Here is a 14522-nt window from a genome sequence, read left to right on the forward strand (position 1 = left end):
AAGTCAGCCCTGCAAAATGCTATTTTTCAGGGTTTCTAGGAGCGGTTAATCAAAAATTCTCAGCCTCACTATTGGGGGCGAGTACGTCGGTAGTAAGTACTGCGGCTAATCCCTAAAGACTTACAAATATCGGCGATGGAATCCGTTGAGGTGTCTGCCAGATGTTGGGCTGTCGCAATCTTCTTTTGGGCTATAGCCTGCTTCCTACCACCTTTCCTCCCCCTAGCTCTAGCCGCTGCTAATCCCGCCATCGTTCTCTCGCGAATGATGTTACGCTCAAACTCGGCTAGAGAACAGAAGATGTGAAAGATTAGCTTTCCGTTGCTGGTGGTCGTATCGATGCTCTCGGTCAGACTGGCAAACCCAATTCCTTTGGCATTGAGGTCTTCCGCGATTTCAATCAGATGCTTGAGAGAACGTCCCAAACGGTCGAGTCGCCACACGACCAAGGTATCACCTTTACGGAGCTGTTCGAGGGCTTTGTCAAGACCAGGGCGCGATGCGAGAGCTCCACTTGCCTTGTCAGTAAAGATGCGTGAGCAATTAGCAGCTTTTAAGGCGTCAGTTTGCAAATCCAACGTTTGCTCATCTCGACTGACACGGGCGTATCCTATTTTCACTCTTAGGCAATGTCTCGCAACTCATTCACTCTAGAGTATCACGAGACACGGATTGAGAGACGAGTTAAGAGACACCCAAAACGGGGATTTGAGGATTGTGCAAGTGAGTGAGTCAAAGTGTCTTATAGACGACCGTTTTTGAGAGAGTGATTCAATTGTGTGTTCGGCTGATAACGACTAAAACTGTATCGAGGCAGTATAGTAACAACTCTTACATCAAGCCTAAACGTTGGAGTACGAAAGTTGAGATAGGTGTAGAATGCCCATCATCACGCTCGTTTTTACAAGGTTATGTCGCAAATTCTTGCGATCGCCAACCAAAAAGGTGGGACTGGCAAATCGACAACAGCCGTCCATCTTGCCTATTATTTAGCCATACAACAGGGTCATAAGACTCTGCTGATTGATGCAGATTCGCAGAGTTCGTCATCTCAATGGCTGCACAATCTAAAAAAGTCTATTGCCTTTAAAGCGATTCATGAGAAAGACCGACTATTTGAGGAAATTCCTCGGTTAGCCTCTGACTATGATTACCTGGTGATTGATGGACCAGCAGGACGGCTAGATGACGAAACGAAAGCCATATTAGCCTGGAGCAACCTGGTGGTTGTACCAATTCAGCCTAAAGTGCTAGACCTTAGTTCTACGCTCAAGGCTGTTATGCTGATTAATCAAGCTCAGCAGATTCGACAAGGCCAGCCCTTAGGTACTCTTTTTCTCAATCGAGCCAAACCAGGAACTCGCTTAAAAGATGAAGCCACTCGCTTTCTTCAGGCGGTTCCAGGCATGGTCGCGCTCAAAACAATTATTCATGACCGTGAGGCAATTGCCGATGCACCTGGGCAAAATGCTACCACCTGGACGATGTCGGGAAGACCAGCCGCATCGGCAAGGCGTGAATACAAGCAACTATTTAGCGAAATTCTTTCTCTCCTTAAAGGTTTAGATCCAACTTGACACTTTTGAAGCTCTTTCAAAGCTTTCTGGCAGACTTCCACCCCTGTTATGGCCCAAAAACGTAAATCACTCGATGAAAGTGCTCTTGAGTTTTTTAAGAGTCCGATTCCTGAGTCGGCAGAAGCTCCAGCTAAAGCCGCCGAATTGGTGGCTCTAGAGTTAATTCATCTGCCAAAGCAGCAACCCCGACGCTACTTTGATGCCCGAAAGCTTCAATCTCTGGTGCAGTCGGTCAAAGAGCATGGAATTTTGGAACCTTTACTCGTGCGTCCTTTATCTGACAAACAGTATGAGCTAGTAGCTGGGGAGAGGCGCTATCGTGCGGCAAAGGAAGTCAATTTATCTCAAGTCCCGGTAGTCATCCGAGAGTTGAGTGAATCAGAAGCGCTCCAACTTGCCTTAGTTGAGAACCTACAACGAGAAGACCTTAACCCAGTAGAGGAAACTGAAGGGGTTTTGCAGTTGCTTGCCCTTAAGCTCAGCCTAACTGTTGACGAGGTTACGTCTCGTCTCTATCGGATGTATAACGAAGTCAAAGGCAATGTAAATTCGGCTAACCCTAACGTTAGGGTTAGCGACCAAGACCCGACTGTTCAATCTGTATTTGACTCTCTAGGACTGATGGGTTGGGAGTCCTTTGTCAAAAATCGCCTTCCCCTGCTGAACTTACCCCCTGAACTTAAGGAAGCGTTAAGTCGCGGAGAAATTGCTTACACCAAAGCCCAAGCGATCGCACGAGTTAAGGATGAGCAAGAGCGCAAGGCTCTCCTTGAAGCTGCCCTGAACGAAAACTTATCTTTGAGTCAAATAAAAGAACGCATTGCCAGCCTAAAGGATAAGAGTGCTGATAACAATGAGGGCGAACCCTCCTCTCTTCGTAGCCGCATGGCGACAGCCTATACCAAAGCCAAGAAGTCGAAAATTTGGGAAGACCCCAAAAAGCAGAAACGGCTAAAGAAGCTTTTGGCGGAACTGGAAGCGCTGGTTTCTGAAGGATAGAAATTTATTCCTCTACTAAAGAAGTGCGTTCAGAAAGTGGACGAGCACTGGTGAAGTGCAGTAAAAACGTAGAAGCCATTTTTCGGAAAAAATTGTTTCATTTTTACTTTCGCAAAAAAATAAATAATAAGGAACACTTACCCCTTTGCTCAATAGCGAAGGGTCAGAACCCATGTCTAAATCAGCCACTGAGCGTTTTATCCCCACTCCTGCCTCTATTGTTTCCTGTCGGTCACGCCAATGGGTGGTGCTGCCTTCGGAAAACTCGGACATCATCCGCTTGCGTCCCTTAAGTGGTAACGAAGACCAGATTTGCGGCATTTATCAACCTCTGGGACTCGAAGCACTAGCGCCCGCTCAATTTCCTCTACCCCAACCCGAAGCCATTCAAGACCACGCTGCCGCCCAACTGCTGATGGATGCCGCCCGGTTGAGTCTGCGGAGTGGAGCTGGACCCTTTCGGTGTTTGGGGCGACTCTCCGTGCGACCCCGTCCCTACCAGTTAGTGCCGTTGTTGATGGCACTGCGCCTGGAGACGGTGCGACTGTTGATTGCCGATGATGTGGGGATTGGGAAAACCATTGAAGCGGGCTTGATTGCCCGCGAACTTTTGGATAGGGGAGAAGTCAAGCGATTAGCCGTCCTTTGCCCACCCCAACTGTGTGACCAGTGGCAGCGGGAACTCCAGGAGAAGTTTCAAATTGATGCAGTGGTTATTCGTTCTGGCACTGTCTCAAAGCTAGAACGAGGACTGCCCTCTGGCGATCGCCATATCTTCGACTATTACCGACACATTATCGTCAGTCTCGACTACGCCAAGTCAGAGCGGCGTCGTGCTATCTTCCTCTCCCATTGCCCCGACTTGGTCATTGTAGATGAAGCCCACACCTGCGCCCATACCAACACTGAAGGAGTGGCGGTACAACAACGTCACCAATTGGTGCAGTAGATTGCCGAAAAAGCAGAGCGACATTTGGTTTTACTAACGGCAACGCCTCACAGCGGGATAGAAGCCTCGTTCTTATCGATTCTAGGTTTACTCAAGCCGGAGTTTGAACAGCTCAACCTCGATCGCTTAACCGATAAAGAACGCCAAGAGCTTGCCAATCACTTTGTCCAGCGCCGACGGGCAGACGTGAAGTTGTGGTTGGGCAATGAAACGCCGTTCCCGGAACGAGAACCGTTAGAGCTTCCCTATCGCCTATCAAAAGAATACCGCAGTTTATTTGAAGACGTTTATAACTTCGCCCGTGGGTTAGTCAAGACAGCAGATGACCGTCTCAGTTATGCCCAACGTCGGGGACGATATTGGTCAGCTTTGGCGCTGATTCGTTGCGTGATGTCTTCTCCCGCTGCCGCTATCGCCACCCTCAACCGTCAGGCGAGTAAAGCGGGAGATGTCACTGAGTTAGTTAGCGACTTGGATGAGGAGTTGATGGGGGCTTATGTTTACGACCCCACAGAACAGGAGCAAGCCGTTGATGCACCGCCGACTGTAGTGGTGGAACAAGGACAGCAATCCTATGGGGACTCCGATAGACGCAAGTTGAGGGCGTTCGTCCAAGCGGCGGAGAAACTCCAAGGACAAAAGGATGCCAAATTGCAAAACGCGATCGCATCCGTCGAATCTCTCATCAAAGAAGGCTTCAACCCTATCCTCTGGTGTCGTTACATTGCCACAGCTAACTACGTCGCTGAAGCGCTGCGGCAGAAGTTGGAGAAAAAAGGCAGCAACATCCGCACGATCGCAATTACCGGGGAACTGTCGGAAGACGAACGGGAAATCCGGTTAGCCGAGTTGAAGTCCTATCCCCAACGGGTGATGGTTGCTACCGACTGCTTGAGTGAGGGGGTGAACCTCCAAGAACATTTTAGTGCTGTTATACACTACGACCTGCCCTGGAATCCGAATCGTTTGGAACAGCGGGAGGGACGGATTGACCGCTACGGGCAACCTGTGCCAATTGTCAAAAGCTTTTTGCTCTACGGTCAGGATAACCCAGTGGATGGTGCCGTGCTGGAAGTATTGATTCGCAAGGCGGTACAAATCCACAAGACGCTGGGCATTACGGTACCCGTCCCGATGGATAGTGCTACGGTGACGGAGGCGGTGTTTAAGTCTCTGTTCGATCGCGTCCCAGAGGCAAAGCAGCTATCGCTATTCGACTTGCTCGATTCTGAAGATTCTGCCCTAAGTCAGGTTCATAAAAGCTGGGACAGGGCAGTCGAACGGGAAAAACTCAGTCGGACTCGCTTTGCTCAACGGTCAATTAAGCCTGCTGAGGTGGAGCAGGAGTTGGTGGAGTCCGATCAGATTTTAGGAAGTGAATCAGATGTTGAGCGTTTTGTCAAGTCCGCCTGCGAGCGGCTGAACAGTTCCTTGATTAAGAAAAAGCAGGGATGGTTGCTGCAATCGCCGCCTCAATGTCTGAAGGCGGTTCTGGGAGATAAGCCGCGTTTGATTTCCTTTACAACTCCCGTACCCGAAGGGGTGGAATACATCGGACGCAATCACCCGCTGGTTGAGGGGTTAGCGCGTCATTTGCTGGAAGAGGCACTGGACAATGTGCCAAATCCTACTGCTGCCCGTTGTGGCTTCACGGTTACGGATGCTGTAGAAAAGCGTACCACGCTGCTGTTGGTGCGACTGCGGCATCTGTTAGACAGTCCGAAGCACCAAAGTTTGCTAGCGGAAGAATGCTTTGTGGCTGGCTTCACCGGAGCACCATCCAATCCGCTGTGGCTATCAGCAGAAGAGGCAATGGAACTGTTGCAACAAGCGGAACCTGTGGGGGATATTCCGCCAGCGATGAAACGCTTGGAAGTCGATGAACTCTTGGGGCGAATTGAGGAACTGAAGGAAGAATTACGACAAATTGCGGAACGGCGATCGCATTCTCTTTCCCAATCTCATCGCCGTGTTCGAGCAATCACCAAGGAAGGACAGGTCAAAGTTACCCCCCAACTCCCAATGGATATTTTGGGCGTCCTAATTTTACAGCCAGGAAAGAAGAAAGGTAAATAAATGAGCGCAGTCGCAACCACCTTAATCGGAGTTCAAATTGAGGGGAATTTGATTGCCCCTGACATGACCACAGATTTGCTGGCTGGAGAAATTAAAGGGCAAACACCGGAAGACTTTAATTTTGCCAAGACTGATAAGCTTGCCGATGAAATTGCGATCGCGTGGGGCGATGCTAAGGCATATTGGACAGCATTTCAACGGCGACTGGCGCGACTGGATGCAGACGATATGGCTACCAGTCTCACTCGCGAACAATGGGCGGTGCCGTTATTAGAAAGTTTGGGCTACAGTCCGGTTTATACGGCTAAAGCTGAGATTGTCGATGGGCAAACTTATGCCATTTCTCATCGTGCTGAAGCGGGGGAGAATAAACCGCCTATCCATATTGTCGGCTGTCGGGTGAAGCTGGAACAGCGTCCGCCTAGCGGTACGCCTCGACTCTCGGCACACACCCTGATGCAAGAATACCTCAATCGCACCGAGCATCTGTGGGGTATTGTTACCAATGGGTTGCAGTGGCGGCTCCTGCGGGACTCCTCGTTGATGTCTCGCCCCACCTATATTGAGTTTGATTTAGAACAAATTCTCAACGGGGAGAACTTTGCCGAGTTTGGGCTATTTTATCGCCTCTTCCATCGTTCCCGCCTGCCGCAAGGGATGGATGATGCGGATGAGTGTTTGCTGGAGTACTATCACCAGGAAGCGATTCAGCAGGGAGGACGAGTCCGCGACAGACTCCGGGATGGGGTGGAAAAAGCTTTGGTTTTGCTGGGTACGGGATTTCTACAACATCCTGCTAACCAGCAACTGCGGCAGCAGTTTGAGTCGGGGGAACTGACGGATAAGGTTTACTACCGCCAACTGCTACTGCTGATTTATCGCCTTTTGTTCTTGATGGTTGCGGAATCTAGGGATTTGTTACTCGCTGACGAAGACCCAGAGAAAGCGCGAATCTACAAGGAATATTACAGCGTTTCGCGCTTGCGGAATATAGCAGAACGCCGCAGTTATCGGCGAGAGGGGTTCCAAGATTTGTGGCAAGGGTTGCGGGTGACGTTCCGCTTGTTTGATGAAAACTGGCGGGGGGAAGCGTTAAAGCTTTCTCCTCTCAATGGTGACTTATTCGGTTCCAAGACGCTGCAAGATTTGGATGCTTGTGCGATTGATAACCACGATTTGCTCTTAGCCATTCGGGAGTTATCCCTGTATGTAGCCGTGCCGACGGCGGCTTCTCGCCGAGTACAACAAGGGCAGTTGCGCCGGGTGAATTATGAGGCGTTGGATGTCGAGGAATTGGGCAGTGTTTATGAAAGTCTGCTCGATTTTCATCCCCAGGTGGTGCAACGGCAGGGAATTTATGAGTTTGCCTTGGTGCTGGGGAGCGATCGCAAAACCACTGGTTCTTACTATACGCCACCGGAGTTGGTCGGGCAGTTGATTAAGAGTGCTTTGGAACCTGTCATTGCTGATAAGTTGAAGGGGACGAAAACTCCGGCAGAACAAGAAGCGGCTTTACTCAGTTTAAAGGTTTGCGACCCTGCCTGTGGTTCGGGACATTTCCTTTTGGCAGCAGCGCGGCGGATTGGTAAGGAGTTGGCTAAGGTTAGGACGGGAGAGGCGCAACCGGGACCGAAACCGTTATCCAAAGCAATTCGAGATGCGATTCAAAACTGCATCTATGGGGTGGACTTGAACCCCTTGGCGGTTGATTTGTGCAAGGTGGCGTTGTGGATTGAGGGGTTTAATCGGGGGTTCCCGCTGAATTTTCTCGACCACCGGATTAAATGTGGCAATTCCCTGGTGGGAGTGCTGGATTTGGATTGTCTCAAGGAAGGCATCCCGGATGAGGCGTTTAAGGCGGTGACGGGGGATGATAAAACGCTGTCCTCGCAGTTTAAGAAGCGCAATAAGAAGGAACGGGAGACGGATAACAAGGGGCAGTTATCGATTTTTGTTGACCAGTTGGATGAATCGCGATCGCAGTATGCTCAAACGCTACGGCAGGTAGGCGCGATTGATGAAAAGACTACGGGGCAATACCGAGAAAAAGCAACTCAATATTACCAGAGTCGCCAAGATTCTGGGTGGTGGCGAGACTATTCTGCCTGCAATTTGTGGACGGCAGCATTTTTCATGCCGCTGACGGAACAAAATTTGCAATTGTTGCCGACAACTGCGGCGTTGACTCAGTTATTGCAGGGGAATCTGTCTACACAAAAGGTAGTGGAAGCAGCGAATAAGTTGGCACAGGAGAAGCGCTTTTTCCACTGGTATTTGGAGTTTCCTGAAGTGTTTGAACAGGGTGGGTTTGATTACGTATTGGGAAATCCACCTTGGGAACGGATTAAGTTAGAAGAAAAAGAATTTTTTGCTTCTCGGAGTGCTGAGATTGCTAATGCAGCAAATAAGGCAGCACGGGAAAAGTTGATCAAGCAGCTACCTCAGACTAATTCGGTGTTAGCACAGGCTTGGGCAGAAGCAAAACACGATGCTGAGGCACAGAGTAAGTTCCTCCGTGAGTCGGGAAGATTCCCACTGACGGCTGTGGGAGATATCAATACCTATGCTGTGTTTACAGAGACTACCAGAAATCTTATTTCACCTAACGGTAGAGCTGGAGTAATTGTTCCTTCAGGAATTGCAACTGATGACAATTGCAAGAAATTTTTTGGAGATTTAGTTAAATCATGTAGCCTGAAAAATATAACTGGATTCAGGAACCTAAAGTTTATATTTAGCGGCATACATGATTCTGTCAAATTTTGCATATTAAGTATGGGTGGTATAGCTTATAATTTCTCTGAAATGAATTTCACATGGTTAGCCCACACAATCCAAGAAGCTAATAATCCCAAGAAAGAAGTTACACTTACTAGCTCAGATTTCTTACTGATTAATCCTAATACTCTCACTTGTCCGGTTTTTCGTAGTAATGCTGATGCTGAACTCACAAAGAAAATTTATCATCGTGTACCTGTATTAGAGAATGAACATACAGGTAGTAGCCCTTGGAATATCTTTTATATAAGATTAGTTCACCTCGGCGATCATGCGGATCGTTTAAAATTTCCTTGGACTGAGCGTGAATCTAGATGGAATATTCCTCTTTATGAAGCAAAATTAATGTGGTTTTACGACCATCGTTTTGCAACATTTACGGATATATCTAAAGAAGGCATTGTTCAAGGTAAAGCTAAGGAAGTAAGTGACGAATGCAAGAAAAAAACTGATTTTAAAATCGAACCAAGATATTTCCTTCATGAAGATTTTGTTCAGTCTTTATTTGCTAAGTATCCTGAATATAAACGTAACTGGTTTTTAGTCTGGCGTGATATTACTAATAATACAAACGAAAGGACTTGTATAGCTACAGCAATTCCTAAACTTGCAGCATCAGTAAGCTTACCAGTACTTGGATTTAGTTCCAGAGTCAACCCATCTGTATTAATAGGAAACTTGAATAGTATCGTTTTAGATTATATTGTACGCCAGAAAATTGGAGGAACTCATTTAAGCTTTTCCATCCTCAAACAACTTCCTATTATTCCCCCTGAAAGATATACCTCATTTAACATAGAATTTATCAACAGCCGAGTCCTGGAATTAGTCTACACCGCTTGGGATATGCAACCTTTCGCCCAAGATATGGGATATGATGGAGAACCCTTCATCTGGGATAGCCAAAGACGGGCATTATTGAGAGCAGAATTAGACGCTTATTATGCCAAACTCTACGGACTCACCCGCGATGAACTTCGTTATATTCTCGACCCTGCTGATATCTACGGTTCCGACTTCCCCAGCGAAACCTTCCGCGTCTTGAAGAACAACGAAATCAAACAATTTGGCGAATATCGCACTCAGCGCTTAGTGCTGGAAGCGTGGGATAGGATGTTTGGTAGATAATATCAGTCAAGCTCACAAAGCTGCTATCTACTCAGCTTTGGGATAAAAATTCAGTATTTCTACTGATACCGCTAGGGTGAAGTTAAATTAAGCTAAAAAAAATAGTGTATTTTTTACATGGCGCAAATATAGCGAAGCTGACACCAGCCGCAAAGTAGGAATTGGAATGCCTGTCAGATAAAGGTTTCAGCTTTGTGTTGAGCCTCCGATTGGTTCTCCGAATGCAACCACAAAAAGTCAGATATGGCAGAGTCGGGTCATTACTCTCCGCTCTAGTTGCTCCTAATACGGTGAAGCTACAAAAAGGGTCGATTTAGTACATAGTTACTAATTGCTACAACATTAACTCAAATGCCGACTTTAGGGCGAAAGTAGGGAAAACAGCCCTAAAGTTGATTGATTTTTCAGGGGGTCTGAGTATGACTCCTCTAGCTACTCAACAATCGAAAGTTGGTAAAATTTCCAATCCACCTCGCCCTTCCCCAAACTCCCGCAAGTATGCCTCTGTGAGAGTGCGGGAATACCTGCTGCCAATAGAAGTTGAGTCCATGCGAGACGCACTAAAAAAAGCCGGGGGTCGCCACGCTCATCGAGACTCAACGTTAATTTTGTTGATGTACCGTCACGGACTACGGGTAGCAGAAGCCGTGGCATTACGATGGGAACAGATAGACTGGAGTAGCGGTAATCTCCACGTCAAACGGGTCAAGCAAGGCACGCCCTCCACCCAACCTCTCTATGGTGAGGAACTGCGCTCCCTACGCAAGCTTCAACGAGACTATCCAGCTTCTCCCTATGTTTTCCAGTCAGCTCGTCATGGTCCACTGGCTAAAGATACAGTCAGTGGAATTATCGAACGAGCAGGAGAGCTAGCTCTTCTACCATTTCCCGTCCATGCCCATATGTTGCGTCATGCCTGTGGCTATGCTCTGGCTGCCAGAGGAACTGATACCCGCACTATCCAAGGCTATCTAGGACACAACAACATTCAGCACACAGTCCACTATACTGAGCTGGCTCCAGAACGATTCAGGGGATTGTGGGATGAGTAATATAAGTCCTGAAAGTGAGCGAGGGAAATTTTCCCAAGCGACTCAAGTTCAAGTCAAAAATGTTCCGCTGATTAATTAAACCACCGAGTTCCCCACTGGGGTCGCTTTTGTCGTAGAACTAGAATTCTGTCACGGTGAGGGGAGTCTACATGAAACGCCAGTGGGAGCCAGAAGAATTAATAGAACATTTCACGCTCCTTGAGGAAGAAAGGGCACTGCTGGCAAATAAAACAGGCGCGAGTCGGCTTGGCTTTGCCGTCTTACTCAAGTGTTTTAGCCTTGAAGCTCGGTTTCCGGCTAAAAAGCAAGAAATTCCCAAGACAGTCGTATCCTATATTGCCACACAGGTAGAAGTCCCGCCGCCTCAGTGGCGTCAGTATCAATGGACTGGACGCACAATTGAATATCATCGCGCCCAAATCCGTGTCTTTTTTGGATTTCGAGAAGCCACAGTCGCGGATTTCCACGCTTTGAGTGAGTGGCTGCTGATGAAAGTGCTAATTTATGACCGCAACGAACAGCATTTAGAAGCAACCGTTTATCAACGACTGCGAGAGTTAAAAATTGAACCTCCAACACCTGAACGAATTGAACGGTTAATTCGCTCAGCACTGCATACCTACGAACAAAATTTTTGTGCTGCCATTTCTTCTCAGCTTTCAACAGAAACTTTAGCTCGAATCGATGCTCTTGTGAGTACAGAGAAGGCACTAGAAGAACAAGCCGTACCTCAGGCATCTGACTTCAATAACTTGAAAGCCGACCCAGGTCGCGTCGGTCTTGATAGCCTACTTAAAGAGATTGACAAGTTACAAACCATTCGGCAACTAGAATTACCAGAAAACTTATTGGCTAACATCTCCCCCAAAGTTCTGCATCATTACCGACAACGTGCTTCCACTGAACCCCCAAGGGAGTTACGTCGCCATCCCAACCCGATTCGTTACACGTTTGTCTCAGTTTTCTGTTGGCTCAGGAGTCAAGAGATTACAGACAGTTTAGTTGAATTACTGATTCAAATCGTGCATCGAATTAGCATCCGGGCTGAACGAAAGGTCGAGAAGGAACTGATTGCCGATTTCAAGCGAGTCAGCGGGAAAAATAACATCCTGTTTCGCATGGCAACTGCTTCGTTAGACCATCCAGAAGAGTGCGTTAAGGATGTCATTTATCCCGTAGTCAGCCCATCTACTTTGCAGAACTTGGTAAAAGAATTCAAATCTAGCGGACCCACCTATCGAGAGCGAGTTTACACGGTCATGCGGGCTTCCTACCTGCACCATTACCGTCGAATGGTACCGCAAATTCTCGATGTCTTGGAGTTTCGCTCGAATAACGAACTCTATCAACCCGTTATCGGAGCATTGGAATTAATTAAGAAATATACGGGCAGCACCCAACATTACTACTCCCAAGAAGATGAAGTCTTGATTGACGGGGTGCTAAAAAATACTTGGCGTGACATTGTTGTTGAAGTAGATGCGGATGGAGCTGAACGAATCAACCGCGTCAATTATGAAATTAGTGTGCTTCAGGCATTAAGAGACCAACTGCGTTCCAAGGAAATCTGGGTTGTTGGTGCAAAACGTTATGGAAATCCAGAAGAAGACCTCCCAAAAGACTTCGAGGCACAGCGACAGGTTTACTATCAAGCCCTGTCTCAACCCACCGATGGGGAAGCTTTCATTGCAAACTTACAACAAAAGATGACAAAAGCCTTAGAGGAGTTAGACCTCCAGTTGTCCAAGAGTTCCCAAGTAAAGATTCTCACAAAAGACAATGGCTGGATTTTAGTGTCCCCTCTAGAAGCTCAACCAGAACCGTTAAATTTACAACGGCTCAAAGCCGAGCTGATTTCTCGCTGGCCTATGACCAGTTTATTAGATGTTCTCAAAGAAACAGATTTACGAGTAGGGTTTACAGAGCAGTTTCACAGCGTTTCGTCTCGCGAGACTTTGGAGAGAAAGACCTTACAAAGACGACTGTTGCTCTGTTTGTTTGGTTTAGGAACTAACACCGGACTCAAACGAATTAGTACCGGAGGAACCGGAGAAAATTACTCTGACCTGCTCTATATCAAACGACGTTATATCCACAAAGAGAACTTACGGAATGCAATTGCTCAGGTTGTGAATGCTATTTTTCAGATGAGAGCGCCGCATATTTGGGGTGAAGGAACGACGGCTTGCGCTTCTGATTCCAAGAAATTTGGCTCTTGGGATCAAAATCTAATGACTGAGTGGCACATTCGCTACGGGGGACGGGGAGTGATGATTTACTGGCACGTCGAGAAGAAATCTGTCTGCATCTATTCCCAGTTGAAAACTTGTTCTTCAAGCGAAGTGGCAGCCATGATTGAGGGATTATTACGCCACTGCACAGATATGAAGGTGGAGAAGAACTACGTTGATACTCACGGTCAAAGTGAAGTGGCTTTCGCCTTCTGTCACCTGTTGGGCTTTCAGTTATTGCCTCGCCTCAAGCGCATTCACAAACAGAAATTGTATCGACCAATCACTGGTCAAAATAATGCTTATCCTAATTTGCAGCCTGTTTTGACCAGAGCAATTCACTGGGATTTAATTCGTCAGCAGTATGACCAGATGATTAAATATGCTACCGCTTTGAGACTGGGAACAGCCGAGACTGAGGTAATTCTCAAACGATTTAATCGCTCTAATATTATGCATCCTACTTACCAAGCTTTGGCTGAGTTGGGGAAAGCCGTGAAGACGATTTTTCTCTGTGATTATCTGCAAAAAGAGGAACTCCGTCAAGAGATTCATGAAGGACTGAATGTGGTGGAACAATGGAATAGTGCTAACAGTTTTATTTTTTATGGCAAAAATAGTGAAATTGCTACCAATCGATTAGAAGACCAAGAAATAGCCGTGTTGTCATTACATTTGTTGCAAATCTGTTTGGTGTATATCAACACCTTGATGATGCAACAAATTCTGTCACAGAAGCAGTGGTTGAATCTGATGCAAAAAGATGATTTTCGCGCTCTGACACCGCTAACTTGGGGACACATCAATCCTTACGGGACTTTCCGCTTGGATATGGATGAGCGGCTGTTGATTGATCAAGAGGCTTCTTGAAAAACTGAAGGCAGTCGGAAAGAAACAAACGCTCAATCCCTTGTCAGGCAAAGTTTTGAAAGGCTACTTTGCGGCTGGTGTCAGCTTCGCTATATTTGCGCCAAGATGGCAAAATGCAAATTAAAAATTGAAACCTACGAGTTTTTGCATGAGACTTCCTGTTAAAAATCAGGATTTACTACAGCAAAACGAACAAGTGAGCGCAACACCTAACACCGTTCAATAGCTCAACAACGGTTAGGCAAGGATGGTACACTTGCACTAAAAAGAGCTAGCTGACGCAATAAATGTACACAAATGAACAAATCAGGCAACTTTTTGGTTCTGATGTTCTCAGTTATCTGGCAAACAAGAATCGGGGTGGAATCAGTGGAGAGAAAGGCAATACCTATGAAAACTTCTTTGCAGTTTACCAGCTAGCTCGGTTGGCAAAAGAAGTTATTGAAAATCAACGAGAAATAAACTTTTATAGCCAAATTATTGCGTTTGTTGACGATTTAATCATCGTTTGTCAAGATGATATCACCTTTCAACACTATCAGTTAAAAAACCGCACAGACGTAGCTTGGGGGAACGGACCACAATCAATAACCGATGACTTCAGCAAGCAATATGCTCTGAACCAGTCAATGTCGAGGGAATCAAAACTCCACTTAGTTGTCTCCAGTCAAGAACTTAGCGTCAGACTCAATGAAAGTCTACCTGCTGCGATTAAAGCCTACAGCCAAGTTCTCCACTTTCCCTACGAATCCAGTTTAGTAAAAGTCATTGCCCAACAGCCCGATTTCCGAGAAGCCATAGAATACCTGTGCGCCTTTGAGAATCCAGCTCCAGATAAGATTGAGTGTGTAGCAGCAGTACT

At 46.9% G+C, this 14522-nt stretch carries 6 protein-coding genes and 2 pseudogenes; 7 read left to right on the forward strand and 1 reads right to left on the reverse strand.

The annotated features are described in order from the left end of the window. Nucleotides 1-68: 68 nt before the first annotated feature. Complete coding sequence (locus V6C93_RS09735) at nucleotides 69-620, reverse strand: recombinase family protein (protein ID WP_333476459.1); 552 nt, start codon at nucleotides 618-620, stop codon at nucleotides 69-71. Nucleotides 621-911: 291 nt separating this feature from the next. On the opposite strand from V6C93_RS09735, the gene V6C93_RS09740 reads away from it, so the two are divergent. The 7 genes and pseudogenes from V6C93_RS09740 to V6C93_RS09775 form a co-directional block, all read left to right on the forward strand. After that, nucleotides 912-1577, forward strand: coding sequence for a ParA family protein (locus V6C93_RS09740; protein WP_333476460.1), 666 nt, complete (start codon nucleotides 912-914; stop codon nucleotides 1575-1577). Nucleotides 1578-1625: 48 nt separating this feature from the next. Beyond that, the gene (locus V6C93_RS09745; RefSeq protein WP_333476461.1) at nucleotides 1626-2576 is read left to right on the forward strand and encodes a ParB/RepB/Spo0J family partition protein; all 951 of its coding nucleotides are present in this window, start codon (nucleotides 1626-1628) and stop codon (nucleotides 2574-2576) included. 172 nt (nucleotides 2577-2748) lie between these two features. Then, nucleotides 2749-5601, forward strand: a pseudogene (locus V6C93_RS09755) (helicase-related protein). Continuing rightward, the gene (locus tag V6C93_RS09760; RefSeq protein ID WP_333476464.1) at nucleotides 5602-9507 is read left to right on the forward strand and encodes an Eco57I restriction-modification methylase domain-containing protein; all 3906 of its coding nucleotides are present in this window, start codon (nucleotides 5602-5604) and stop codon (nucleotides 9505-9507) included. A 419-nt stretch (nucleotides 9508-9926) separates the two neighbouring features. Beyond that, nucleotides 9927-10559 (forward strand): tyrosine-type recombinase/integrase, encoded by a 633-nt coding sequence (locus tag V6C93_RS09765; RefSeq protein WP_333476465.1) that lies wholly within the window; start codon nucleotides 9927-9929, stop codon nucleotides 10557-10559. Nucleotides 10560-10708: 149 nt separating this feature from the next. Continuing rightward, the gene (locus V6C93_RS09770) at nucleotides 10709-13660 is read left to right on the forward strand and encodes a Tn3 family transposase (protein WP_333476466.1); all 2952 of its coding nucleotides are present in this window, start codon (nucleotides 10709-10711) and stop codon (nucleotides 13658-13660) included. A gap of 287 nt (nucleotides 13661-13947) precedes the next feature. After that, nucleotides 13948-14522, forward strand: a pseudogene (locus V6C93_RS09775) (hypothetical protein); the annotation flags it as partial.

This window comes from Allocoleopsis sp., assembly GCF_036703385.1.
In the GTDB taxonomy this organism is placed as follows: Bacteria; Cyanobacteriota; Cyanobacteriia; order Cyanobacteriales; family Coleofasciculaceae; genus Allocoleopsis.